We start from the raw sequence: 23,434 nt of genomic DNA, 5'->3' as shown, positions 1-23,434 counted from the left end.
GAGCGTGTCATGAAGAATCTAGCGGACTCATTTTCGGGGCCGTCGGCACCCGGATCAGCTGTCCCGACGAAGACCTCGGCGGCGAAACCGTTGCGGCTCGGCCTGCTGACGGCGCTTGTAATCGGTTCGATGATCGGCAGCGGTGTGTTTTCGCTGCCGCAGAACATGGCGTCGGGCGCTGGCGCAGCTGCGGTCCTGATTGGCTGGCTGATTACCGGTGTGGGCATGTTGATGCTCGCTTTCGTTTACCAGACCCTGACGACGCGAAAACCCGATCTCGACAACGGCATCTATGCTTATGCGCGCGCAAGCGCCGGCGAATTCGTCGGCTTCAACTCGGCGTGGGGTTACTGGGTCAGCGCGTGGATCGGCAATGTCGGCTATCTCGTCATCGTATTCGGTACACTCGGTTATTTCTTTCCGATGTTCGGAGACGGCAACACGCGGGCCGCGATTCTGGGCGCGTCGATTGTGCTGTGGATCATGCATGCGGTGATTCTGCGCGGCGTGCGCAGCGCTGCCATTCTCAATGCGGTCACCACCGTGGCCAAGGTCGTTCCGCTGCTGCTGTTCATTCTGCTTGCGCTCGCGGCATTCAGAAGCCACATTTTCACGCAGGAGTTCTGGGGCAACCCGAAACTCGGCAGTGTGTTCACGCAGGTAAAAAGCACAATGCTGATCACCGTCTGGGTGTTCATCGGCATCGAGGGCGCCAACGTGTTTTCGGCCCGCGCGCAACGCCGCGAGGATATCGGGCGCGCGACGATGCTAGGTTTCGCCGTGGTGTTGCTTCTGCTGATGGCGGTATCGCTGCTGTCACTCGGCATCGTCGCGCAGGCCGATCTGGCCGCGATGAAGAACCCGTCGATGGCAGGCGTGCTCGACAGGGCCGTCGGCACCTGGGGAGCCGTGCTGATCAGCATCGGGCTGCTGGTGTCGGTAGGCGGTGCGTTGCTCGCGTGGACTTTACTGGCTGCGGAAACGCTCTTCACGCCGGCGAGCGGCGGCGTGATGCCCGCCTTCCTCGCCCGTGAAAACAACCACGGCGTACCCGCCAATGCCCTGTGGGTGACAAACGGGCTCGTGCAGTTGTTCCTGATCATCACACTGGTGTCGAACGCGACCTATCAGGCGTTGATCTCGCTCGCGACCTCGATGATCCTTGTTCCCTATCTTTTCTCGGCTGTGTACGCGACCCGCATTGCCATACGCGGCGAAGGCTATGCCGTAACCGACACCGTCCGTGGACGCGACATGCTGATCGGCGCGGCCGCAAGCGTCTATTGCTGCTGGCTGCTGTATGCGGCCGGCCCGAAGTATCTGCTGCTTTCCGCCTTGCTCTACGCGCCCGGCGTGCTGTTGTACGGCTGGGCGAAACGCGAACGCGGCGCACGTCTTTTCAAGCCCTTCGAGGCCGTCATTCTCGGCGCGCTGGTCGTGCTCGCGGCTATCGCCGCCTGGCTGCTCGCGAGCGGCGCATTAGGCCTGTAAGCCGTTAGTCAAAAGGAAAACTTCTATGGCACTCGGCGTCTATTCCGAAGTCGGCACATTGCGCAAGGTCATGGTCTGTCGGCCCGGGCTCGCCCAGGCGCGCCTGACGCCTGCGAATTGCCGCGAACTGCTGTTCGACGATGTTTTGTGGGTCTCCCAGGCCAAGACTGACCACTATGCTTTCACCAGCGCGATGCAGGAGCACGGCATTGAAGTGCTCGATATGCATGACCTGCTCGCGGACATTCTGCAAGGCCGGGAAGCACGTGACTGGGTGATCGAGCGCAAGCTGTCGGCGGGCACAGTCGACCTGGAATTATCCGCGCAACTGCGGCCCTGGCTCAACGAGATGAAGGCCGACGAGCTCGCCACCCGGCTGATCGGCGGGATCGTGCGCGCCGAGCTGCCGTTCAAGCCCGCGGGCCTGCTGTCGCACTGTACGGAACCAGCCGGTTTTATCCTTCCGCCGTTGCCCAATACGCTCTTCACCCGCGACAACAGTTGCTGGATCAACGACGGCGCCGTACTCGGCTCGATGTACTGGCCGGCACGCCGCCAGGAGACGCTGTTGAGCGCAGCGATCTACCGCTTTCATCCGCAGTTCAGCAGCGGCACACGCATCTGGTGGGGCGGCCCGGATGTCGATCACGGCGGTGCCACGCTGGAAGGCGGCGACGTCATGCCTTTATCGCGCGACGTCGTACTGATCGGCATGGGCGAGCGCACTTCGCCGCAGGGCGTCGCGCAACTCGCACGGTCCCTGTTCGCGAGCGAATCGGTGAAACATGTGATCGCCGCACAGTTGCCGCGTTCACGCGGCGCCATGCATCTCGATACGGTATTCACCTTCTGCGACCGCGATCTGGTTACGATCTTTCCGGAAGTCGTCGACGGTATTCGCTGCACCAGCCTGCGGCCGTCGCACGAGCCGGGCAAGCTCGATGTCCGACCCGAAACCGCACCGTTTCTCGATGTCGTCGCCCAGGCACTCGGTCTTAAAGAACTCCGTGCTGTCGCCACCGGCGGCGATACATGGGAGGCCGACCGCGAACAGTGGGACGACGGCAACAACGTGATTGCGCTCGCACCAGGCGTCGTGGTCGCCTACAACCGCAACGTCTACACGAACACGCTGCTGCGTAAGGCGGGTGTCGAAGTCATCACGATCCCGAGCGGAGAACTGGGGCGCGGGCGTGGTGGCGGACATTGCATGACCTGCCCGATCGAACGCGATCCCGTCTGACACCCATTCCGCCTCCCCCATTTCAAGGAACCGCCCGCCATGGCATTCAACCTGCGCAATCGCAGCCTGCTGAACATGCAGGACTTCACCCCACGCGACATCCGTTTTCTCCTCGACCTCGCTGCCGAACTGAAGCGCGCGAAGTACGCCGGCAACGAAGTCGCGCGGCTCAACGGCAAGAATATCGCGCTGATTTTCGAAAAGACCTCGACCCGCACGCGCTGTGCCTTCGAGGTTGCCGTGCACGACCAGGGCGGCCATGTCACCTACATCGATTCGGCGAGCTCGCAGCTTGGCCGCAAGGAGTCGCTCAAGGACACGGCGCGCGTGCTCGGCCGGCTCTACGACGGGATTGAATATCGCGGCTTTCACCAGAGCGTGGTGGAGGATCTCGCGTTGTATTCGCATGTTCCCGTATGGAACGGGCTGACCGACGAATTTCATCCTACCCAGGTACTCGCGGACTTGCTGACGATGCAGGAATTCGGTGAAAAGCCGCTGCACGAACTGTCGTTCTGCTACCTCGGCGACGCCCGTTTCAACATGGGCAATTCGTTGCTGATCGGCGGCGTGCAGATGGGCATGGATGTGCGCATTGCCGCGCCGCGCGAACTGTGGCCTCACGACGATCTCGTGACACAGATGCGGCGCCTTGCCGAGCGGACCGGTGCTCGCGTGGCGATCGTCGAGGATCCGCATGAGGCCGTGAGCGGCGCCGACTTCGTCTACACCGACGTGTGGGTTTCGATGGGCGAGCCGGTGGAGGCCTGGGGGCCGCGCATCGAGCTTTTGCGGCCATACCAGGTCAATGCCGCATTGATGAAAGCAACGGGCAAGCAGCGCACTCACTTCATGCATTGCCTACCCGCCTATCACAATCTGGAGACCGAAACCGGCCGGCAGATTCACGAGCACTTCGGTCTGTCCGAGCTCGAAGTTAGCGACGAAGTCTTCGAATCGAATGCGTCGATTGTGTTTTCGCAGGCCGAAAACCGCATGCATACGATCAAGGCGGTACTCGTGGCGACCCTCGCTTAAGGAACCATCATGCGCATCCTGATCGCACTGGGCGGCAACGCGCTGCTTCGGCGCGGCGAGCCGATGACGATGTCACACCAGATCGCCAATATCCGCCGCGCCGCACAGCAGATCTCGCGGCTGGCCGACGGCAACCAGTTGGTCATCGCACATGGCAACGGCCCTCAGGTCGGCCTGCTGGCATTGCAGGCCGCCGCAGCCGGCCCGGCTGGTGCGGCGCCTCTCGATGTGCTCGACGCCGAGTCGGAAGGCATGATCGGCTATCTGCTCGAGCAGGAACTGGCCAACGCATTGCCGCCGCAGCGGCAAGTGGCGACACTGCTGACGCGCGTCGAGGTCGACGCCGACGACCCTGCCTTCACTCGCCCCACGAAGCCAATCGGTCCCGTTTACACGGAGGCCGAGGCAGAACGTCTGGCCATGAGCAAAGGCTGGAGCGTCGCTCGGGACGGCGACAGTTTCCGGCGCGTCGTCGCGTCGCCGAAACCGCAACGCATCATGGCGCTTCAGCCCATTCACTGGTTGCTCGACCACGATGCCGTGGTGATCGCAGCCGGGGGCGGCGGAATTCCGGTCACGGTTGCAGCAGATGGCCGGACTCGCTGCGGCGTGGAGGCCGTGATCGACAAGGACCTGTGCAGCGCGCTGCTTGCGGCGGACATCGACGCCGATCTGCTTCTGATCGCCACCGACGTTGACGCGGTTTATGCCGACTGGCACACGCCCTGCGAACGCGTGCTGAGCGAGGTGTCGGTGGCAGGACTTCGGTCGATGTCTTTCCCGGCCGGCTCAATGGGACCGAAGGTCGAGGCAGCGTGCGAGTTCGTCTTGCGCACCGGCCGCCCGGCAGTCATCGGCTCGCTCGACCGCATCGAGGCGATGGCAAGCGGCACGGCAGGCACGCGTGTCGTGTGCGCGTAAACAAGGTTCGACGATCGGGTAACCCGTGATGGAACCGGTCAATGCGGCGCTCGAGTCGAGCGTCCGCTATCTCGCCACCTATCTGGCCGGGCGGCGCATTTCTGTCCAGATGACGTATCACGCGCTACCGCGCCGTTGATCTGAATCAACGCCGGCAACTACCCGGCTCCTAGACTCAGATCACGCGTTCATGCGCCGCTTACCCACTTCTGGAGCACCGCAATGACTTACAAGACCATCGTCGTTCACCTGGATACAAGTGAGCGCGCGCACCCCAGGCTCGAATTCGCCCTGCGGCTCGCCAAGCAGTTCGATGCCCATCTGACCGGCGTATTTGCGGTGTTCACGCCCGATCCGCGCTCGCTCTACGTTATGGCCGGAACCGCCGAATACTACGGTACGCACGAACAGTTGCGCGCGGAACGCCGCGGCGCGCTCGAACGGCTCTTTCATGCGGAACTGAGCCGTGCGGAAGTTGCCGGCGAGTGGATCGCTGTCGACGCCCCCGCTAGCCTCGCCGTGCCGCAGCGCGGCCGGTGCGCCGACCTGATCATTGCCAGCCAGGACGATCCGCACGATCCGGAATCGTACGTCGGCGATTTTTTCCCTGAAAACCTGATCATGTCCGCAGGCCGGCCGGTGTTGCTGGTGCCGTACGCCAGCAACGTCACGTCACCCGGCGCGCACGTGATGATCGCCTGGGACGGCAGCCGCGAAGCCACCCGCGCAGTACACGATGCGCTGCCGTTCATGCGCGCGGCGAAGACCACCACGGTCGTCACCGTCAACGGCGAACGGGGCGAGCCGCGCGCGCGCATTCCGGGCGCGGATATCGCCACGCTCATCGCGCGGCACGGCGTGAACGTGGAGGTCAAGGATATTGAGGTCGGCCGCGATGCCTCGATCGGCGACGCGCTGTTGTCACAGGTATCCGCGATCGGCGCGGATCTGCTTGTGATGGGTGCTTACGGACACGCCCGCTGGCAGGAACTGGTGATGGGCGGCGCGACCCGCACGATCCTTAAATCGATGATCGTGCCGGTACTGATGTCGCACTGATGAACCGGGACGTCGAGTCACTTCCATTCACGAGAGAATTCACCATGTATAAACAGATTCTGGTTGCGGTCGACGGCAGCGAAACTTCCGCGCGCGCCCTTGACGCAGCCTTGCAACTCGCGCGCGATTCCGGCGCAAAACTACAGCCCCTTTTTGTCGTAGACGTCCCGTTGATGTCATACGACGTACCCGGTTACGACCCTTCCTACGTCCGCACGGCGCTGCTCGGGGAAGGCGCGCATGTGATCGAGGACGCAGTCGCGAGCATGAAGCGGGCCGGTGTGCAGGGGACGCCGCGCATCGCCGAAACCGACCTGGCGGGCGACGACATCGCCCATTGCATACTGCACGCGGCAAGCGATTTCAAGGCTGACCTGGTCGTAATGGGCACGCATGGACGGCGGGGTTTCCAAAGGCTGGTGCTCGGCAGTGTCGCCGAACGTTTTCTGCGCATCGCGCCGTGTGCGGTGCTGATGATCCCGGCGCACAGCGCCAAACCTGTGACAAGCAGCGCACAGGCAGCCGAACCGATCAGGGAACCGTCATGAACTGCAAAACCCTGCTGGTGCATCTCGATGACAGCACCCATAGCACCGCGAGGATCGAATTCGCACTTGAACTGGCCGGCCGGCACGACGCGCATCTGATCGGCCTGTATGTGGTTTGTCAGGATCTGACGAAGCCGATGTTTCTTCACGGCGAACGCGCACTGGTCGCGATTCGCGAAGCGCAACACGAGGCCAATCTTAAAGGCGCGCAAGCGCGCTTTCTGGCGGCGGGCGAACGGGCCGGGCGCAGCGTGGAATGGCGCGCGCCGGGCGGGCCTGCGGTAGAAGCAGCGGTCCTGCACGCGCGCCACGCCGACCTCCTGATCCTCGGTCAGGATGATCCCGACGATCCGTCATCCTATATCGCACGCCACTTTGTCGAGGACGTGCTGATGAGTTCGGGCCGCCCTGCCATTGTGCTGCCCTACGTCGGGACTGTCCGTTCGTTTGCCGAAAACGTGCTGATCGCGTGGGACGGCAGCCGCGAGAGCGCCCGGGCGATGGCCGACGCCTTGCCGCTGATCAAACGCGCGAAATTCGTCACCGTGATGACCCTGCGGCGTCACCCGGATAGCGAAGCGCCAGCCGGCATCGACGTCGCCGCCTGGCTTGCACGGCACGACATCCAGGCGGGATTCGCGGCCGCGCCCAAGGTGGCCGGTGTCCCCACTGGCGCGCTGCTGTTGAACATGCTGGCCGATCATCATATCGATCTGCTGGTGATGGGGGCATATGGGCATACGCGCGTGCAGGAACGGCTGCTCGGCGGCGTCACACGGACCATGCTTCAGTCGATGACCGTGCCGGTGCTGATGTCGCACTGATCTGGCAATTCAGGAATTGCGCGGTAAAGCCCCTCGCGCAACTTTAAGCGCCCAGTCTTCTGGGCGCTTCTTTTTTGGCTCCGTCGTCGCGTCGGTTCGCCGCCGCGCCATTACAAGCCCGACGGGATCTCGTCGATGTCCCGTTCGCGCCGAACGAGCAGAACGGGCATCTCGGTGCGCCGAAAAAACGCCTCGGCAACACTGCCGAGGAACATCCGGCCGATGCCATGACGCCCATGCGTACCCATTGCAACAAGATCGACTTCACACTCTTGCGCCACACGGCACAGGACGGTGACGATGTCTTCGCCATACGCCTCAATCGTCCGGGTCAATCCACGCACGTTGCGTTGCTCAAAAAGCGCGCGCGCATCTTCGAACGTCGCCATCGCCGCTTCAGTAGCAGCCGTGCCGGTTGCCTGCTGCTCGACCAGTCCCGTTCCTACGTCGACCATTTGCGCGACATGTTCGGCGACAAAAATCGCCGTCACCGTTGCCTGCGCGGCCTCGGCGATTTTTAATGCTTCTTCGAGCGCGAGTTTCGCGGCCTGGCTGCCGTCGATTGCTACGAGAATACGTTTGTACATGAACTTCTCCTTGATCTCGCACTCGTCCCGAACGGGTGTAGTGATCAGGCGGCGACGAACTTTCAGCCTGTAGTTCGCCGATCGAAATGTGCTTGACGATGATCAAGCGCCGACGGCTTGCTGTCTCGCCACGGCCAAACACGACGCGGCTCTCAAGGCGAATCCGTTGCGTACTGGCACGATCCGTGCGGATCGCGCACAATAGGCAGCGCACGCGTTATACCGGTTGGTTGCAATTAAAGAAAATCTCAGTGACTTTCCTCGATCCGCGCCTGCGCCATCAGCCAGCGCTGCGGATTGCCCACCATCCAATGAGGCGCACATGCCCTTTCGCGGTAAGACGCCCTTCGCCCAAAAGTCGTTTTCGCCCATGCGGGTTGTCCCGCCCCAGCGGCGTCCCGTGCTTGTCGCGGCGGTCACATTTGCTGTCGTTCTTTCGGCTGCGCTCGGTGCGTGGCGCTGGGTCGGCGAGCAGTCATTGAGCGCCGCCAAAAGCCGCTTTTATCAGAATACTGTGCATATCACCGCTGATCTGCAACGCGAGTTCGCCGCCAGCGAATCGCTGCTGCGCGGCGCGCGCGGCTTGCTCTCCGTTGCGCCGGCGGCCGATGCCGACGCCTGGCGCCGATATGTAGCGCAACTCGATCTGGACGAAACGTCGTCCGCGGTGCGCGCGCTTGGCTATGCTGATGTTGACGCCGCCGGTGTTGCCCGCCTGACGGGCGGCACCGGTAACGTGGCCGGACCAGCCGCCGCGCCGCAACCGGTCGCGCCGGTGACCCAGATGGCGCCGGCCGCCGCCGATGCGATGCCAGTCGGCTACGACCTCGCTAGCGCTCCCGCGAGCCGTACGGCGTTGCTGCACGCCATCGATACAGGGGCAAGCGCGCTCGACACGGACGCCGCGCCGTTTGGCGATGTCGGCTCGAACCCTCACCCTCGTCTTTATGTCTATTTTCCGGTGTATTCGAGCATCGGATCGGACCCCGGATTGCCACCCACGCCACAAGCGCGGCGCGCGGGCATCAAGCGGCTACTGGTGGCGGCGCTGGACACCGGCCGTCTATTCGATAACGCCCTCGCCCGGCAACGGCGCATCGATCTGCAGGTATTGAGCGGAACCCCCGCCACGGTGCTTTATTCGTCCGCCGCCGGGGACGACGACCCTGTGGAGACGGCGCCCGTCATTCGTAAAACCGATACCTTGCGCGTCGGCGGTGTACCTATCACGCTGTCCTACACGGCAAGCGGCCGCTATCTGCGAGCCGGGGACGAATTTGCAGCAACCACGGTGCTGATTGCCGGCGTTGCAGCAGCCTGCCTGTTCGGCGCCATAGCCTTCCTGATGGCCCGCAAAGGCGGCAGAGGATCCGTTGCGACGAGCGAGGCGCGCAGCCAGTTGAACCTGAACGAGGCACGCATGATGGGGATCATCCGGTCGTCGATGGAAGCGATCATCGCCGTCGACGAACGGCAGAACATCGTCATCTTCAATCCAATGGCTGAACAGGTTTTTGGATGCACCGCGATGGAAGCCGTCGGCTCCTCGCTCTCGCGCTTCATTCCCGAGCGCTTTCGCGCGGGGCACGAGCGGCATGTCGAACAGTTCGGCGTGACCGGCGTGTCCGACCGGAAGATGGGCAAGCAGCGTGTGCTGTTTGGTTTGCGGAGCAACGGAGAAGAGTTTCCTATCGAAGCGTCGATCTCGCAGATCCGCAACGGCGACGGCAAGCTGTACACGGTCATGCTGCGCGACATCACCGAGCGGATCAAGGCGGAAAATGCGCAGCGGCAAACGCGCGAGGAGTTGCGCGAACTCTCGGCGAATCTGCAGAATGTTCGCGAGGAAGAAAAAACCCGCATTGCACGCGAGCTGCACGACGACCTTGGACAGCAATTGACCGCCCTCAAGATGGACCTTTCGTCGGTCGAACAGGAGCTTGAAACCACCGCCGAACCGCGGCTGCTGCAGCAACTGCGTGGGATGCGCCGGCTGATCGATGCGACGGTCGCCTCGGTGCGCCGGATCGCTGCCGATCTGCGCCCGGTCATGCTCGACGATCTCGGTCTGATTCCGGCGATCGAATGGCTCGCCAATGACTTTACAAACCGCTATGGCATCGATGTGGAGCGCCGGATCGAAGTCGGCGACACCAGCTTTACGCCGGCGGGCGCGACGACGCTATTTCGAATCGTGCAGGAAGCGCTAACCAATGTCGCCCGGCATGCGGAAGCGACGCTCGTCACGCTGACGGTGCGCGTCGAAGGGGGCGTTTGCGTGTTGCAGATCGCGGACGACGGCCATGGTGCGAACCGCTCGCCCCCCTCAGCCGAGAAGTCGTTTGGCCTGCTCGGTATCCGCGAGCGTGCCCACATGCTGGGTGGCACCGTCGAAATCCACACGTCCAGTGGCGAGGGTTTTGCGCTGACCGTTACCTTTCCACTCTCGGCAGTGCAACCGCAGGAGATGCAAACATGATGCGAGTGCTGATAGCCGACGATCACGCATTGGTACGTGACGGCCTGCGGCATATCCTGCAAGGCGCAAGCGGCTTCGAGGTGGTCGGCGAGGCCAATGACGGCGTCAGCACGGTTGCGCTAATCCGCTCGAACGCGGCCGACGTGCTCGTGCTGGATCTGTCGATGCCAGGACGAAACGGCGTCGAACTGATCAAGCAGATCAAGGACGAAAAACCGGCACTGCGGATCCTCGTGCTCACCATGCATGCGGAGCAGCAGTATGCGGTACGCGCTTTCAAGGCGGGCGCATCAGGGTATCTCACCAAGGAAAGCGCCAGTGCCGAACTGGTCGCCGCGGTCACCAAAGTCGCCGCCGGGGGCGTCTATGTGAGTCTCGCGATGGCCGAGCGTTTTGCGCAGAGTCTGAACGAACCCGCCGACACTCTGCCCCATCAACGCCTGTCCGATCGTGAGTTCGACGTGTTCCGCCGCATCGCCGCCGGGCAAACCCTTACCGAAATCGCCGCGGAGTTGTGCGTCAGCAGCAAAACGGTGAGCACCTATAAAACGCGCATCCTCGAAAAAATGCAGATGCCGCACGAAGCCGCGCTGGTGCGTTACGCGCTACGGCACAAGCTGCTCGGAGAAGACGACGAAATCTAGATCCGGGGCGGTGCACCGGGCGCCGGGCTAGATCCAGTCGTCACATCAATTCGCCGGCCGCGCGGCTGCGTCCACCGTCGCGTTCGCTATTTGTAGGAAATCCCCTACACGCCTTCGCGCTCGCCTACCCGAAGTTCGTTCGCCGCCGATTTTATTTTGAGACAGCGCGGCCGATACTTCGAGCCATGAACTCAAACCCGTCCCAGCAAGCATTGCGCGTTTTCCTCGTTGAAGACGCGATCCCGATCAGACACCGGATGGCGGCACGTTTCGGCGCGATCGAGGGTGTCGAGATTGTCGGCGAAGCCGAGGAATCAGGCACCGCACTTGCCTGTATCGACGCCACCGAAGCCGACGTCGTGGTCGTGGATTTGCGCCTGACCGGTGGCACCGGCATGGAACTGCTGCGCGGCCTCGCGCAGAGCATGTCGCCGGCGATTACGATCGTGCTGACGAACCATTCAGGCGCATGGTTCAGGCAGGCGTGCCTCGCGGCAGGCGCGCAATACTTCTTCGACAAGACAAGCGAATTCGATCTTGCATGCGCCACGATCAGGCGGATTGCCCACGAGCATTGCGCACGTGGACTCAATTACACAGGAGCACACCATGTCTGACGTCGCCGAATATCCCGAAATTATGCCGCTCCAGCGTGTCTCGCTGCCGGCGTCAGCCAATTCCGCGCTCGCATCGTCAGTCCCGTGCCGCCCTGCCGCGCGCTGCTCGAGCTGCTCGCTGCGCTCGATCTGCATGCCGCAAGGCTTGACGCCAGGCGAACTGGGGCGCCTGGAGTCGCTGATCTGCGTTTCCCGGACGATCAAACAGGGTGAAGCGCTATATCGCGCCAACGATTCGTTCCAGAGCATCTACGCGGTCCGGGCCGGCTCGTTCAAGACCGTCGTCATGCACCGCGACGGACGCGAACAAGTCACCGGTTTTCATCTGGGCGGCGATTCGCTCGGTCTTGACGGCGTCTGCTCGGGCCGGCACAGTTGCGACGCGCTAGCCCTCGAGGACAGCAACGTCTGCATCGTCCCGTTCCATCTGCTCGAAGTGATGTGCCGGGAGGTGAAGGTCATGCAGCAGCACGTCCATCGTCTGATGGGCGGTGAGATCGTTCGCGAAGCGACCCTCATGATGCTGCTCGGCACGATGTCCGCCGAGCAGCGGGTCGCCGCATTCCTGCTGAACCTGTCAGGAAGGCTCAAGACACGCGGCTACTCGCCGGCCACATTCAATCTGCGCATGACACGGGAGGAGATCGGCAGCTATCTGGGGATGAAACTCGAAACCGTCAGCCGCATGTTTTCGAAATTTCAGAAGGACGGCCTTGTCGATACGCATGGCAAACAGATCAGGATTCTCGACCTCGAAGGCCTCGCGCGCGTGTAGCGCCAGACGGAAGGATACGGCGCACGGCGCGACAGATTCTGTCGGCACGGAGTTTTACCAGCGATCCCTCGAAAGAGGAGGCGTGTTCAGGCGGCGCCGTTAGCCGCCTCTTTTTCCTTCCCGCGTGTCTGGTGATCTAGCGGATCGATAGCACAGCCGCGCCCGTGAGCTTCCCTTCGCGCAGATCGTTGAGCGCCTGGTTGGCATCGCCCAGTGCATAGGTCGTTGTTTCGATGTTGAGCCGTGTTTGTCCGGCTACCCGCATGAAAGCGGTGCCGTCCTCGCGCGTGAGATTCGCGACCGACACTACGCGCCGCTCGCCCCACAGAAACGCATAAGGGAATGACGGAATGTCGCTCATGTGAATGCCGCCACACACGACCACCCCGCCCTTCGCGACTGCCTGCAGCGCGACCGGCACCAGCGCGCCCACCGGGGCGAACAGCAAGGCGGCATCCAGTTCGTCCGGCGGCATTTCATCGCTGTCGCCGGCCCATGTGGCACCGAGACGCAGCGCCAACTGCTGTGCAGCGACATCGCCGGGGCGCGTGAACGCATACACCGACCTTCCCTGATGGCGTGCAATCTGCGCGACGATATGTGCGGCCGCGCCGAACCCGTAAATCCCGATGCGCGGGGCTGATTGGCTATCGCCAGCCATCCTGAGCGTGCGATAGCCGATCAGCCCCGCGCACAGGAGCGGAGCTGCTTCGATGTCGGTATATTGCGCCGGCAGATGAAAACAATACCGGCTATCGGCGACTGTCCTTTCCGCATAGCCGCCGTCGAGCGTATAGCCGGTGAAGCCCGGGTGGTCGCAGAGGTTCTCTCGCGCGCTCAAACAATAACGGCAGTGCCCGCACGTGTGCCCGACCCACGGCACACCGACGCGATCGCCGATCGCGAAGCCCGTGACGTCCGCGCCGAGCGCCGCGACCGTACCGACGATTTCATGCCCGGGAATCACCGGCTGTTTCGGATGCGGCAGTTCGTGATCGACCAGATGCAGGTCGGTCCGGCAGACACCGCACGCGTGAATGTCGATCAATAACTCGCCGGCGGCGGGCATCGGTTCCGGAACCTGCATCTCGTTCAGCCGCGATTCGCTACCGTCGAACACCATTGCGCGCATTACGTTCTCCTCGATCGCGCCGCGAAACCGCGGCAGCGGGCCTGACGGGCGCCGCGTTAGCTCCGTCATTCATTTCACTGCAATACGACCACCAGCGCTTGATCTGAGTCAAGCCACGCATAAGGCCATCTGACACGATGGCTTGACGACGTGATCCGACAACCGGCAGCGTATGCACGGTTCGGCCGATCCGGAAAACGCGCAGGAGGCTCCGAATGAACGCACTTCCCCAGAACACGGCTTGGTCTATCGACGAACATCAACTCGCCCCGAATGCCGGCATCGAAGAAAAACTGCGGTTTGCACTGCGATATGCGGTGCTGGCGCCATCCAACCATAACACGCAGCCTTGGTACTTCATCGTCGACGGTGACTGCGTCACGCTGTGCGCAGACCGTTTGCGGGCGCTGCCGGTGGTCGATCCCTTTGACCGCGAGCTGATGATCAGCTGTGGCGCGGCGCTTTTCAATCTCCGCGTTGCGCTGAGCCGCTTCGGTCTTGCTTACGCAATTACCCTGTTTCCCTCGCCTGCCGACCTGGACGTGCTGGCGCATCTGCGGATCTTGCGCGATGGCCGTTGCGACGTCAGCCTTGCACCGCTATTCGACGCAATGCCGCGGCGCGTCACGACCCGTGAAACCTTCGCTGACAAGCTCATCCCGGTCGAACTCCAGTTGCGGCTCGAGGAAGCGGGCGCCGCCGAGGGCGCGGATATCGTCTGCGCCGGGAACACAGCCATCCGCGAGCGCCTGGCCACGCTGATCGCCGAAGCCGATAAGGTGCAACTCAAGGATCCGCGCTTCCGGCGCGAACTCGCGAGCTGGATCCATCCGAAACGCAGTCAGGACGGCATGCCTGCTTTGTCGCCGGGCATGCGCGCCCTGCTCGATCTCGCGGCACCCCTGGTAGGTTCGGTGATTCGCACGTTCGACCTGGGTGGCGGCATGGCGGCCGCCCATCACACGCTGGTCACCGGCTCGCCGTTACTGCTGTGTATCGCCACGGGAGCGGACGATGCCGAAGCGTGGCTGGCGGCAGGTCAAGCACTTGAGCGGGTGCTGCTTACCGCCGCGGACGAGGGCATCACGGCGTCCTATCTGAATCAGCCGATCGAAGTGGCTTCACTGCGCGACACATTGCGTGCCGCCCTGAACCTGGACGGCGTGCCGCAACTGCTGGTGCGTATCGGCCGCGGTCGGCAAGCTCCTCATTCGCCGCGGCGTCCGCTTGCCGAAGTCGTGTCGTAGGAACGAAACGGAACACCGAGGACGCTTCAGTCGCAAAAGCGGAAGTAGCCGCTGTGCAGCATGAGCGGCCTGGCGCCCACTTCGTCCAATAAACGCCGCGCGGCCTGTTCGATCGGATAACGGTGAGTATCGAACGCGGCGAGCAGGTCGTCTTCGCGTAACGACGCTGCGCCAAAGTGATCTTCGAGCGCCTCCGCGGTAATCGCGCACTGAACCCGCACGCCGTCGATCTCTGCCGGAAAGGTAATGACCAGATCGCGAGCGCAGTATTCCGGATGTTCCTGGGGAAAATGAATATTCATGACCGCAGCCTGAAGATGAGCGTGGCTCCTAAGGCGTCATCATGCGAGCGACCGCAACGCCCGCGCGGCAAAGCGAAGAGAGTGCCGCCACGCGTGGCACTCATCTGTGAACAGGACAGGCGCCATTTGCGCGTCGCGATGTTTTCGCCGGCGATCAGGCTTGACTCCGGTCAAGTGACCTCTTCGGCTGGGCGCCGGAAAGCGAACGTCTGCGCGCACGAGAAAGGCGATTGATTTGAGTCAATCACCGAATATGGCAGTAGCGCACGATGATTCTGTGCATTCGCCGTCCTGCTCGCATTACCTGATTTCGCCTGGCTCGTATGAGGCTGCCATGAAACATCTGTTCAGATTGGGCACCACGCCGTGCGGTTCAGCGCGCCCACGCCCGGTAACCGGTGTAGCGTCGCAGCGAATCGCACTGCCCGCCCCCCAACGCACCGGCGGCATGCCGATCATGGAAGCATTCGCGAGACGCCGAACGACGCGCCGGTTCGCTTCAACTGCGCTTGGCGACACGAAACTCAGTAATTTGCTGTGGGCAGCCGACGGCAATAACCGCGAGCCGGAAGACGGACGGACTGCACCTTCAGCGTTGGGCCTGCATGAAGTCGATATTTACACCGCGCTCGCATGCGGGCTCTATCGCTACGATCCGCACCAGCATTGCCTCGATCTGGTTGTCGCCAGCGATCTGCGGAGCCTGACTGGCTATCAGGACTTTGTGGGCGATGCACCGCTGGATCTCGTATACGTGGCCAATCTCGCGCGAATGCACGAAATCGCCGCATCGCAGCGCGAACCGTTTGCATCCGCCAGCGCTGGGGCGATCGTGCAAAACGTCTACCTTTTCTGCGCGGGCGTAGGGCTGGCGGTCGCGGGCCGCGGCTGGCTGAACCGCAGCGCGCTAGCCGTCGAAATGCGCTTGCCGCGTGACAGCGTCGCCATGCTCGCTCAGACGGTGGGTCATTTCGATGTCGCGAACCCCGAGGAAGGTAACTGACCGTGGTGGACGGTCGAACGCAACGCGCAAGGTTGGCTTGATATGAGTCAATCGCGCGGGCGGCACCGCCCCTACACTGAACTCCGAACCTGTCCTGGAGTGTGTCTCGTGAATGCCCCTCACCTGCACTATCTCACTGCAAGCACACTTGCGCTGTTGCTGGCAGCAAGCGGCGCAGCGCTTGCCCAGTCCGAACCGACGGCACTCGTCGATCAACAGCATTGCATGTTCTGCCATACGCGGGACGCGCCTTTTCTCGCACCGTCGTTTCAGCAGATTGCGGATCGTTATCGCGACGTGCCAAACGCCGGCGTGATGCTTGAGCACAAGTTGCGACTCGGCGGCAATACCCACTGGGGCGACATGGCAATGCCGCTTCCGGCGGATCGCGGCGGCCCGTTGACACCCGAAGACGCCCACACGTTGATCCAGTGGGTTTTGAGTCAATAGCCACCCAGTTCGTTTGCATATGTTCCTGAAATGTACGGAGAACCTCATGCGCCTCACTATCCATCTCGACACGTTCGATCGTGTCAATCCGATGGCATTCGCCATCCTGTGGCTCGACAATGAAACACGTCAATGGTCACGCGAGGGTCATATGGGGCTCGAACTGCCCGAATGGGGCGCCTTGCACGTCGATTGCGGCAACACGCTCATCTGCGGACCGCACGATTCGACGCCCTGCTGCGTACTCGAAGGGCTCGATCTGAACGCCACGTCCGGGCCATTCGAGGGCGAAACCGGACGCGCACAATGGTGCGCCGATGCGGGCAGATCGTTGATGGCAGGCCATTGGCACGTGCAATGTGTCGACAACGAGAACATGGAGCCGGAAGACGGCATCTTCGCCGCCGACGACAACCCGTGAGGCTTGTCGACACCGCCACCAGGATGAGGTGCTACTGTGGGAATGACTGTCAATCTTGACGGCGTGCGTCACGCATACGGACTCTGCTTCGTGCGCGCGCCCTGGGCCTATTTCACGCGTATGACGCTCGACCAGCAATGGGGCGATGGCTGGGAACGCGTGCCCTATGAACAGCACGCGGGCCCCCCTTATACCGACAGTCCCGAGCAGATCCTGACCGTCGCCTTCGATGGTCCGCTATCTACACCCGATCTCGGCTACGACGGCAAGGAGCGCAGCGTCAACGAAATCAATCGCGGCGAGATGCCCTGGCTGCGTACACAAAGTTTTGTCGGCAATGCACCGATTCACATCATGGCGGGCATCACGCTCGAGTCATTTGTGGAGCAGGTCGAACTCGCGGGCGGCCACGTGTTTGCGCCGCTCGGCTGGGGCGCTTTGCGGCTCGAACCGAGTGAGCGCGTGGCGTCATCAGATACGCCACCGGCGTGCGGCACGGTCAAATCCTGAAGCGCGAAACACGTACTAGCCGCGATCAATCGCGTCACCCCGACTCACTGCGCGGTATCCCATCTGGTTTGCCCCGCGGAGTCCATCACCCACACCTTCGCCCCCCGACACTGATGACCGTCGACGACGATTTGTTGAGAATGCCCGCAAACAGCGAAGTCATTTCGACCATCAGAAACACTGTGAAGGTAATGCCAACGAGCAGCGCCATGAATTTGGCGCTTTCGTTGACAAGCAGTTTGAAGGCTAGTCTGAGAGTGCCTTTCATGATTGGCAGGAGTTGGGACCGCGAAACCCGGCGCGCCTTTCGGCAGCGCTAGGAGTCGTCGACCGCTATAGGGTTCAACAGCAGAACGAAGCCGGCAACGCCGGCAACGAGCGCGGCCGCACCGTAGCGGACGAAGTCCGTGGTATCGAACAGCAGACCGCCGATCAGTCCCGCCAGACCTGCTAACGCGACAAAGACGGCAACCGTTGCACAGATGATTTTGGGTTCTGCCCGCACCATGATTTCCTCCCTGGCTCAAGGTGTCTCGTTTGAATCGACGCGGCAGTTCGCGAGCTGTCAATGAGGCATTTATCATCGACCCAGCCAGGGTATTGCGATTGATCTGCATCAAGGCCTGGTCGCTTCGCTTCACGCTCAAGCGGCCCTTGCAACGTTGACGGGTAATCCATAAGAAGAAAAGTGAACAGTTCGCCGCGCAGTCCATCTCTTGATGTAAATCAAGTGCATTGTCAGCCTGACCGTCATAGTCGCCATACACACCCACGCTGAATCATCGCAGGCACCCTTTCCGTTGTGTCTGTCTTGCAGCCGTCGCCGTTCTCGCGTCAGAGTCCCAGACGCATCGGCGTACGCACCATGGCCACCAAGAGCCACCCCACAAGCGACCACGCGCTCGACGCGTGCTCGCCGCCATGACCCATATGAGGAGACTATGCATGTCTACCGTCGAACTTAATCATCTCAGCTCCGCGGCGCCGCAGATCCCCGCACTCAAGCACGCAACCATCGACGGCATGGACGCTTACCATGCGCTCGTGGCCGAGGCCGAACGCGATCACGAAGTGTTCTGGGCGCGCCTTGCCAGAGAACATCTCGAGTGGCGTCGACCGTTCACGAAAGTGCTGAACGATACCAACGCGCCGTTCTATCAATGGTTCGAGGACGGCGAACTCAACGCTTCATACAACTGCCTGGATCGCAACCTCGCCAACGGACTCGCCGACAAGACAGCCATCGTGTTCGAAGCGGACGACGGCAAGGTCACTCGCGTCACATACCAGGAGCTCTATCACCGCGTGTGCAGACTCGCCAACGCGCTGCGCGCGCGCGGCGTGACGAAAGGCGACCGGGTGGTGATTTACATGCCGATGTCAGTAGAAGGTGTCGCCGCCATGCTGGCGTGTGCACGCATCGGCGCGCCGCACTCCGTCGTGTTCGGCGGCTTTTCAGCCAAATCTCTACATGAACGGATGGTCGATGTCGGTGCGGTGGCGGTGATGACGGCCGACGAACAGGTGCGCGGCGGCAAGACGCTGCCGCTCAAGACGATTGTCGACGAAGCCCTTGCGATGGGCGGCGCCGAAGCCGTCAAAACGGTCGTCATCTATCGGCGTACCGGCGGCCGGATCCCCTGGATCGCGGGACGCGACGCGTGGTTGCACGAGCTCGAACGAAACCAGCCTGATACCTGCGAGCCGGAATGGGTCGGCGCCGAACATCCGCTATTCGTGCTGTACACATCAGGGTCGACCGGCGCACCCAAGGGCGTTCAGCATAGCACCGGCGGTTATCTGCTGTGGGCCGCCTTGACGATGAAATGGACCTTCGACATCAAGCCGGCCGATGTCTTCTGGTGTACCGCAGACATCGGCTGGATCACAGGTCACACGTATATCTGCTACGGCCCTACCGCCGTCGGCGCAACCCAGGTAATCTTTGAAGGCGTGCCCACCTATCCGAATGCAGGCCGCTTCTGGGACATGATCCAGCGCCATCAGGTCAGCATCTTCTACACCGCACCGACCGCCATCCGGTCTCTCATCAAGAGCGCCGACGCTGACACCGCTGTGCATCCTCGCAGCTTCGACCTGAGCAGCTTGCGCATTCTCGGCACGGTCGGCGAACCGATCAATCCAAGCGCATGGAACTGGTACGCCGAACATGTCGGCGGCGGTCGCTGTCCGGTGCTGGACACGTTCTGGCAAACCGAGACAGGCGGCCACATGATCTCACCGCTGCCGGGCGCCACCCCACTCGTGCCGGGATCGTGCACGCTGCCGATGCCTGGCATCGATGCGGCGATCGTCGACGAAACCGGCCACGAAGTGGCCAACGGACAAGGCGGCGTGCTCGTTGTGCGCAAGCCGTGGCCGTCGATGATCCGCACGATCTGGGGCAATCCTGAGCGCTTTCGCAACGGCTATTACCCCGACGAACTCGGCGGCAAGCTGTACCTCGCCGGCGACGGCGCGATTCGCGACCGGGACACAGGCTACTTCACGATCACCGGTCGCATCGACGACGTGCTGAACGTGTCCGGCCACCGCATGGGCACGATGGAAATCGAGTCGGCGCTGGCGGCCAATCCGCTCGTCGCCGAGGCCGCAGTCGTCGGGCGTCCGGATGAAACGTTCGGAGAAGCCATCGTCGCCTTCATCGTTCTGAAGACAGCACGGCCCACCGGTGCGGAGGCCAAACGCGTAGCGGACGAGTTGCGCGCATGGGTCGGCAAGGAAATCGGTCCGATCGCCAAACCGAAAGACATCCGTTTCGGCGACGCCATGCCCAAGACGCGCTCCGGCAAGGTCGTGCGCCGGTTGTTGCGGTCAGTCGCGAAGGGCGAAGCGATTTCGCAGGACACGTCGACCGTCGAGAATCCCGCCGTGATTTCCCAGTTCGCCGATTCGATCTGAGTGGTCCGACTTTCGATTGCAATATGACCATTGCGCGGCGCCGGTCTTCACGACAGCCACGCAATCGACATCTATTTTCGTTTGCTTGAGGAATTCATCGTGAATATCAAAGCCCCTAATCCCGCTGCACTCGGCCTCGCCGGTTTTGCCTTGACGACCTGGCTGCTCAGCATGATCAACGCCGGTTGGTTCAGCGGCAATTCGATGGGCATGGTGCTCGCCGTCGCATTCGCTTATGGCGGCACCGCGCAGGCGCTCGCCGGACTCATGGAAATACCGCGTGGTAACACGTTCGGCGCAACGGCCTTTCTGAGCTACGGTTCGTTCTGGTGGTCGCTCGCCCTCTTCGTGCTGTTCCTGCACGGTACCGTGCCTGCGGCGTTCATCGGGTGGTATCTGTTCCTGTGGGGCGTGTTCACACTTTATATGTGGGTCGCGACATGGCGTGCGCCGCGCGCGCTGCAACTGGTGTTTCTGTCTTTGTGGATCACTTTCTTCGTGCTTGCAGCGAGCGAATGGACCGGCCTCGGGTGGTTGCACCACGCGGGGGGTTACCTCGGCCTGGTGACGGCGCTGCTGGCTTTCTACCTGTCGGCGGCGGAGATCATCAACGAAACACATGGGCGCACGGTGCTACCGGTGGGAATCATCATGCAGGAGGTCGACGTGACCGTGACGGTCGCCGATAGACTCCGCGGCGCTTGAAAGCAAGCGGCGGCCATCGCGCGGCGCGCGCAAACGGATAAAATGTCGGCATGCCGGTCAACTATTTCCGAGGATTCACGAAACCCGAGCGCAGCGACGCGGCGAATCTGCGCCTCGACGATCGCCAGCTTTCATCGCCGGTGCGGCCAACGCCGACGGATTTCTCGCTGTGGGGCAGTACACATCCCACATGTCCGGCATTGTGTCGTCGCTCGCCGACAACCGCGCGCTCGGCGAAATCAATACGATTGTTGCAGGATTGCGTTCCTTGCCTTTTCGGGGCCGCCACGTCCGCAATCCTGATTAACTGGGGGCGTCGTCGGCAGTTGCACAGCCTGTACGCAATGCCGTTGATGCTCGAGGATACGCTGCTCCTCTGCTTTGGCCTGCTTGGCTCAAATCTCGAGACCCGTCGCGTCCTTTTCGTGCCGACGACCGTCTGTCCTCGGTGTTATGTGATGGACTGTTGCGCCTGCGCAGCATCGGCCGCACGCTCGTCAACGGCGCCGGGCTGACGGTTGGCGCACGGGACGAGCCGTTCGTCGATCAGATCCCGGACGTAAACGATCATATTGAGCAAAACGTTGCCGATTTGCCGGCGATTCCCGATGTACTGCAACCGTTGGAGGCACTTCGTCCTGATGACACGGATTGCCTCGACGGCCACTGAGTTGCTCGCCAACGGGCACATCGCGGTCAGCTCTGGTCGTTCACCCAAACCCGTTTGCGGACATTCGAGCGCCGGTTACGTCCTGACAGCGGAACTGGCACTCTCCAAGTGAGTCGACGGCCTGCGGCAGAACATTATTCCAGGGACGGGTGAGCCTGTGTTGTTGCATCGCTGATGCGCGTGAACAGCACCCTGTAACCGGCGTCAATCAATGAGTGTCCGGTGGCAGACCCAAGTCCTTTGACACCTGCGCGTCTAGAGCGATCTGCCTGCGAAGTGCCTCGAAGCGCTCCAGTACATTGTCTCCGAAAAGCGGATCGGGGCTAGCCGGTATGGCCGCATCGACTGCAACCCAGTCCATTTCTGTCAGCACCTGCGCAGCGCGAGGCATCACGTCTCGCTCCTCAGTGGAGAGGTGGTGACGATAATACACAAGATAGGTCGCCGTAGCCGTCTCCAGAGCCGTGCGCGGAATTACAACATCTCCCGCGGCTTCATTGATGCGAATCAGGAGCTCATCGCCGGCCGTGGCGATCACGCGATGCTCCTGCAGAAGGCGGTTCACCACTATCTGCGTCCCGGGATCCCGTTCAGCAAGCCGCGCGTACGCAACATCCTCCCGCGGATGATGAACACGATCGGAAAAATTCCGCATGTAGTAAAGGATATCGCCCATGAGAGCGTAATTCGGGCTCTCGCCCCGGCGGAGCTCAGCAACCTGTTCTTCCAGAATGTTGAGTAGCCGGGCAAAATTAATATGCTCGGTATGCCATACGGCAAGTGGGTCGGCCATGGCGTGCTCCATTGAAATGGATCAAGTGCACGATAGACCGTCTGGACGAAAGGCAAAATGCATTCCTTGTAGCGCGGTCGACAGCGCCCAGCGCGATCAGTGCAATTGAAATACTACTGGTTGCAACCCGAAAAGGACTGACACAGGTCAATCCACTGCGGCATCAGTGCGCTGAGATCCTGCTGGACCAGACGGCTGGGGCGTGACTTGCGTGCCATATGCACTTCGACCGAGTACATGACAGACGGATGGCGGCTGTCCCATGGCAGCGGTCGGCGTGCTGGCGCGGTCGGGTATGGCCGGAGAGGGTCGTGTTCTGTCCGACGGAACCTATCCTACGCTGCAACATTCCGCCGCGGTTGCATCAGGCCGTGTTCGGCCACGAAGTCGTAGTCGGCGCCGCCGCTTCGAATTACCGTACCTCCGCCCATTTCGGTCATTCGGTTACCAGCCCGGCGGCAACCATCGGATGGCATCTTATCTGCTCAATCGTTGCAAGGTAGTTTGATCGTCAATGATCCCCTGTCCCACCGCTGCATATTCCTGACTCTCTGGCTCGCACACGCCGAGCCAAAGTAAAAGATCTATCCGTCGACGGTTCAGGCCCGACCCTGTTTATACAGGCGCAGCCGGCGATGCCGCCGTGTTGGCGAGTGGACAGGAAATCTTCGAACATGGCGTGCCGGACAAGCGGGTGCCGGCCCGCGCTTCATGCCACGGAGCGCAGGCCCAGGGGGCCGGCACCTTCCCGCGCCTCGCGGGGCAGCATCAGGAGTATCTGCTGCGTCAGATCGAGGTTTTCGAAAACGGTACCGGCAGCAACGCACCCGTGATGACCACCGTCGCGCATACGTTGAGCGCCTGCCAGGCCAAGGCGGTTGCGGCCTTTCTGCAATCCAGATAAGCGGTTGCCAATTTATGCGGTCGACGGGCGCTGACCCCATGGGCCACCATGTCCGCACAGTCGTTGATCTCCATCAAAGCTGTGGCGTTAGTGCGCTTTGATGTCAACCGGAGGATGACTAGCATTAAAGTATCGGCGCAGCTTCCTGC

The 23,434-nt window shown here is 62.1% G+C and carries 24 protein-coding genes and 3 pseudogenes; 21 read left to right on the top strand and 6 right to left on the bottom strand.

The annotated features are described in order from the left end of the window. Window positions 1-9: 9 nt before the first annotated feature. From arcD to FFS45_RS28095, 7 genes are all read left to right on the top strand, one after another. Window positions 10-1,491: an arginine-ornithine antiporter gene (gene arcD / locus FFS45_RS28125; protein ID WP_137957901.1), complete on the top strand. Its 1,482-nt coding sequence runs from the start codon at window positions 10-12 to the stop codon at window positions 1,489-1,491. 25 nt (window positions 1,492-1,516) lie between these two features. Next, window positions 1,517-2,734, top strand: a complete 1,218-nt coding sequence (locus tag FFS45_RS28120; protein WP_137957900.1) for an arginine deiminase — start codon at window positions 1,517-1,519, stop codon at window positions 2,732-2,734. A gap of 39 nt (window positions 2,735-2,773) precedes the next feature. Beyond that, window positions 2,774-3,772 (top strand): ornithine carbamoyltransferase, encoded by a 999-nt coding sequence (gene argF, locus FFS45_RS28115; protein WP_137957899.1) that lies wholly within the window; start codon window positions 2,774-2,776, stop codon window positions 3,770-3,772. A gap of 9 nt (window positions 3,773-3,781) precedes the next feature. Continuing rightward, window positions 3,782-4,693 carry a carbamate kinase gene (gene arcC / locus FFS45_RS28110; RefSeq protein WP_137957898.1) on the top strand — a complete coding sequence of 304 codons (912 nt, stop codon included), beginning with the start codon at window positions 3,782-3,784 and terminating at the stop codon, window positions 4,691-4,693. A 222-nt stretch (window positions 4,694-4,915) separates the two neighbouring features. Beyond that, window positions 4,916-5,752, top strand: coding sequence for a universal stress protein (locus FFS45_RS28105; RefSeq protein WP_137957897.1), 837 nt, complete (start codon window positions 4,916-4,918; stop codon window positions 5,750-5,752). 44 nt (window positions 5,753-5,796) lie between these two features. Then, the gene (locus tag FFS45_RS28100; protein WP_137957896.1) at window positions 5,797-6,300 is read left to right on the top strand and encodes a universal stress protein; all 504 of its coding nucleotides are present in this window, start codon (window positions 5,797-5,799) and stop codon (window positions 6,298-6,300) included. Continuing rightward, complete coding sequence (locus FFS45_RS28095; protein ID WP_137957895.1) at window positions 6,297-7,124, top strand: universal stress protein; 828 nt, start codon at window positions 6,297-6,299, stop codon at window positions 7,122-7,124. Before FFS45_RS28100 ends, FFS45_RS28095 begins: the two co-directional genes overlap by 4 nt. Window positions 7,125-7,234: 110 nt before the next feature. On the opposite strand, the gene FFS45_RS28090 is transcribed toward FFS45_RS28095, so the two are convergent. After that, window positions 7,235-7,711, bottom strand: a complete 477-nt coding sequence (locus tag FFS45_RS28090; protein WP_137957894.1) for a universal stress protein — start codon at window positions 7,709-7,711, stop codon at window positions 7,235-7,237. A gap of 322 nt (window positions 7,712-8,033) precedes the next feature. Here FFS45_RS28090 and FFS45_RS28085 point away from each other — a divergent pair, with 322 nt between their 5' ends. The 4 genes from FFS45_RS28085 (at window position 8,034) to FFS45_RS28070 (ending at window position 12,226) form a co-directional block, all read left to right on the top strand. Further along, entirely contained in the window at window positions 8,034-10,190 is a 2,157-nt protein-coding gene (locus tag FFS45_RS28085) for a PAS domain S-box protein (RefSeq protein WP_137957893.1), read from the top strand. Continuing rightward, window positions 10,187-10,834 carry a response regulator transcription factor gene (locus FFS45_RS28080; protein ID WP_137957892.1) on the top strand — a complete coding sequence of 216 codons (648 nt, stop codon included), beginning with the start codon at window positions 10,187-10,189 and terminating at the stop codon, window positions 10,832-10,834. The genes FFS45_RS28085 and FFS45_RS28080 overlap by 4 nt, the downstream gene beginning before the upstream one ends. 185 nt (window positions 10,835-11,019) lie before the next feature. After that, complete coding sequence (locus FFS45_RS28075) at window positions 11,020-11,451, top strand: response regulator transcription factor (protein ID WP_137957891.1); 432 nt, start codon at window positions 11,020-11,022, stop codon at window positions 11,449-11,451. Beyond that, the gene (locus FFS45_RS28070; protein WP_137957890.1) at window positions 11,444-12,226 is read left to right on the top strand and encodes a helix-turn-helix domain-containing protein; all 783 of its coding nucleotides are present in this window, start codon (window positions 11,444-11,446) and stop codon (window positions 12,224-12,226) included. Before FFS45_RS28075 ends, FFS45_RS28070 begins: the two co-directional genes overlap by 8 nt. Before the next feature lie 136 nt (window positions 12,227-12,362). On the opposite strand, the gene FFS45_RS28065 is transcribed toward FFS45_RS28070, so the two are convergent. Continuing rightward, window positions 12,363-13,358 (bottom strand): zinc-dependent alcohol dehydrogenase family protein, encoded by a 996-nt coding sequence (locus FFS45_RS28065; protein ID WP_137957889.1) that lies wholly within the window; start codon window positions 13,356-13,358, stop codon window positions 12,363-12,365. A 215-nt stretch (window positions 13,359-13,573) separates the two neighbouring features. On the opposite strand from FFS45_RS28065, the gene FFS45_RS28060 reads away from it, so the two are divergent. Further along, on the top strand, window positions 13,574-14,605 hold the full coding sequence (locus tag FFS45_RS28060; RefSeq protein WP_137957888.1) for a nitroreductase family protein: 1,032 nt from the start codon (window positions 13,574-13,576) through the stop codon (window positions 14,603-14,605). 26 nt (window positions 14,606-14,631) lie between these two features. On the opposite strand, the gene FFS45_RS28055 is transcribed toward FFS45_RS28060, so the two are convergent. Continuing rightward, window positions 14,632-14,907 (bottom strand): DUF1488 domain-containing protein, encoded by a 276-nt coding sequence (locus FFS45_RS28055; RefSeq protein ID WP_137957887.1) that lies wholly within the window; start codon window positions 14,905-14,907, stop codon window positions 14,632-14,634. A gap of 334 nt (window positions 14,908-15,241) precedes the next feature. Between FFS45_RS28055 and FFS45_RS28050 the strand changes: the two genes are divergently transcribed. From FFS45_RS28050 to FFS45_RS28035, 4 genes are all read left to right on the top strand, one after another. Next, window positions 15,242-15,910, top strand: coding sequence for a nitroreductase family protein (locus FFS45_RS28050; protein WP_137957886.1), 669 nt, complete (start codon window positions 15,242-15,244; stop codon window positions 15,908-15,910). A 153-nt stretch (window positions 15,911-16,063) separates the two neighbouring features. Next, window positions 16,064-16,360, top strand: a complete 297-nt coding sequence (locus FFS45_RS28045; RefSeq protein ID WP_137957918.1) for a cytochrome C — start codon at window positions 16,064-16,066, stop codon at window positions 16,358-16,360. 46 nt (window positions 16,361-16,406) lie between these two features. Further along, on the top strand, window positions 16,407-16,781 hold the full coding sequence (locus tag FFS45_RS28040; RefSeq protein ID WP_137957885.1) for a DUF3564 domain-containing protein: 375 nt from the start codon (window positions 16,407-16,409) through the stop codon (window positions 16,779-16,781). Between the two features lie 36 nt (window positions 16,782-16,817). Further along, window positions 16,818-17,291, top strand: a complete 474-nt coding sequence (locus FFS45_RS28035; RefSeq protein ID WP_137957884.1) for a hypothetical protein — start codon at window positions 16,818-16,820, stop codon at window positions 17,289-17,291. Between the two features lie 65 nt (window positions 17,292-17,356). On the opposite strand, the pseudogene FFS45_RS28030 reads toward FFS45_RS28035, so the two are convergent. Next, window positions 17,357-17,559, bottom strand: a pseudogene (locus FFS45_RS28030) (ABC transporter permease); the annotation flags it as partial. 48 nt (window positions 17,560-17,607) lie between these two features. Next, window positions 17,608-17,799 carry a DUF2964 family protein gene (locus tag FFS45_RS28025; RefSeq protein WP_137957883.1) on the bottom strand — a complete coding sequence of 64 codons (192 nt, stop codon included), beginning with the start codon at window positions 17,797-17,799 and terminating at the stop codon, window positions 17,608-17,610. 437 nt (window positions 17,800-18,236) lie between these two features. Between FFS45_RS28025 and acs the strand changes: the two genes are divergently transcribed. The 4 genes and pseudogenes from acs (at window position 18,237) to FFS45_RS28005 (ending at window position 21,588) form a co-directional block, all read left to right on the top strand. Continuing rightward, complete coding sequence (gene acs / locus FFS45_RS28020) at window positions 18,237-20,213, top strand: acetate--CoA ligase (protein WP_137957882.1); 1,977 nt, start codon at window positions 18,237-18,239, stop codon at window positions 20,211-20,213. Between the two features lie 99 nt (window positions 20,214-20,312). Further along, window positions 20,313-20,918 (top strand): acetate uptake transporter family protein, encoded by a 606-nt coding sequence (locus FFS45_RS28015; RefSeq protein WP_137957881.1) that lies wholly within the window; start codon window positions 20,313-20,315, stop codon window positions 20,916-20,918. Window positions 20,919-20,968: 50 nt separating this feature from the next. Beyond that, a pseudogene (locus FFS45_RS42500) lies at window positions 20,969-21,379 on the top strand (YoaK family protein); the annotation flags it as partial. A gap of 5 nt (window positions 21,380-21,384) precedes the next feature. Then, window positions 21,385-21,588 carry a hypothetical protein gene (locus FFS45_RS28005; RefSeq protein WP_212745767.1) on the top strand — a complete coding sequence of 68 codons (204 nt, stop codon included), beginning with the start codon at window positions 21,385-21,387 and terminating at the stop codon, window positions 21,586-21,588. Window positions 21,589-21,796: 208 nt separating this feature from the next. Here the strand turns inward: FFS45_RS28005 and FFS45_RS28000 are convergent, their stop codons facing one another. Then, entirely contained in the window at window positions 21,797-22,381 is a 585-nt protein-coding gene (locus FFS45_RS28000; protein WP_137957880.1) for a hemerythrin domain-containing protein, read from the bottom strand. Window positions 22,382-23,003: 622 nt separating this feature from the next. Here FFS45_RS28000 and FFS45_RS27995 point away from each other — a divergent pair. Beyond that, window positions 23,004-23,285, top strand: a pseudogene (locus tag FFS45_RS27995) (c-type cytochrome); the annotation flags it as partial. Window positions 23,286-23,434: the final 149 nt, after the last annotated feature.

The organism is Burkholderia sp. 4M9327F10 (assembly GCF_005503145.1).
GTDB lineage: Bacteria > Pseudomonadota > Gammaproteobacteria > Burkholderiales > Burkholderiaceae > Paraburkholderia.
This window is presented reverse-complemented; position numbering and strand designations above follow the sequence as displayed.

Bases quoted from the DNA above. Each gene is read 5' to 3' on its own strand.
- FFS45_RS28105 (WP_137957897.1), top strand. From the start codon at position 4,916: ATGACTTACAAGACCATCGTCGTTCACCTGGATACAAGTGAGCGCGCG.
- arcC (WP_137957898.1), top strand. From the start codon at position 3,782: ATGCGCATCCTGATCGCACTGGGCGGCAACGCGCTGCTTCGGCGCGGC.
- FFS45_RS28025 (WP_137957883.1), bottom strand. From the start codon at position 17,799: ATGGTGCGGGCAGAACCCAAAATCATCTGTGCAACGGTTGCCGTCTTT.
- arcD (WP_137957901.1), top strand. From the start codon at position 10: ATGAAGAATCTAGCGGACTCATTTTCGGGGCCGTCGGCACCCGGATCA.
- FFS45_RS28070 (WP_137957890.1), top strand. From the start codon at position 11,444: ATGTCTGACGTCGCCGAATATCCCGAAATTATGCCGCTCCAGCGTGTC.
- FFS45_RS28040 (WP_137957885.1), top strand. From the start codon at position 16,407: ATGCGCCTCACTATCCATCTCGACACGTTCGATCGTGTCAATCCGATG.
- FFS45_RS28080 (WP_137957892.1), top strand. From the start codon at position 10,187: ATGATGCGAGTGCTGATAGCCGACGATCACGCATTGGTACGTGACGGC.
- FFS45_RS28095 (WP_137957895.1), top strand. From the start codon at position 6,297: ATGAACTGCAAAACCCTGCTGGTGCATCTCGATGACAGCACCCATAGC.
- FFS45_RS28100 (WP_137957896.1), top strand. From the start codon at position 5,797: ATGTATAAACAGATTCTGGTTGCGGTCGACGGCAGCGAAACTTCCGCG.
- FFS45_RS28075 (WP_137957891.1), top strand. From the start codon at position 11,020: ATGAACTCAAACCCGTCCCAGCAAGCATTGCGCGTTTTCCTCGTTGAA.
- FFS45_RS28090 (WP_137957894.1), bottom strand. From the start codon at position 7,711: ATGTACAAACGTATTCTCGTAGCAATCGACGGCAGCCAGGCCGCGAAA.
- FFS45_RS28060 (WP_137957888.1), top strand. From the start codon at position 13,574: ATGAACGCACTTCCCCAGAACACGGCTTGGTCTATCGACGAACATCAA.
- acs (WP_137957882.1), top strand. From the start codon at position 18,237: ATGTCTACCGTCGAACTTAATCATCTCAGCTCCGCGGCGCCGCAGATC.
- FFS45_RS28085 (WP_137957893.1), top strand. From the start codon at position 8,034: ATGCCCTTTCGCGGTAAGACGCCCTTCGCCCAAAAGTCGTTTTCGCCC.
- argF (WP_137957899.1), top strand. From the start codon at position 2,774: ATGGCATTCAACCTGCGCAATCGCAGCCTGCTGAACATGCAGGACTTC.
- FFS45_RS28055 (WP_137957887.1), bottom strand. From the start codon at position 14,907: ATGAATATTCATTTTCCCCAGGAACATCCGGAATACTGCGCTCGCGAT.
- FFS45_RS28065 (WP_137957889.1), bottom strand. From the start codon at position 13,358: ATGCGCGCAATGGTGTTCGACGGTAGCGAATCGCGGCTGAACGAGATG.
- FFS45_RS28120 (WP_137957900.1), top strand. From the start codon at position 1,517: ATGGCACTCGGCGTCTATTCCGAAGTCGGCACATTGCGCAAGGTCATG.
- FFS45_RS28000 (WP_137957880.1), bottom strand. From the start codon at position 22,381: ATGGCCGACCCACTTGCCGTATGGCATACCGAGCATATTAATTTTGCC.
- FFS45_RS28050 (WP_137957886.1), top strand. From the start codon at position 15,242: ATGAAACATCTGTTCAGATTGGGCACCACGCCGTGCGGTTCAGCGCGC.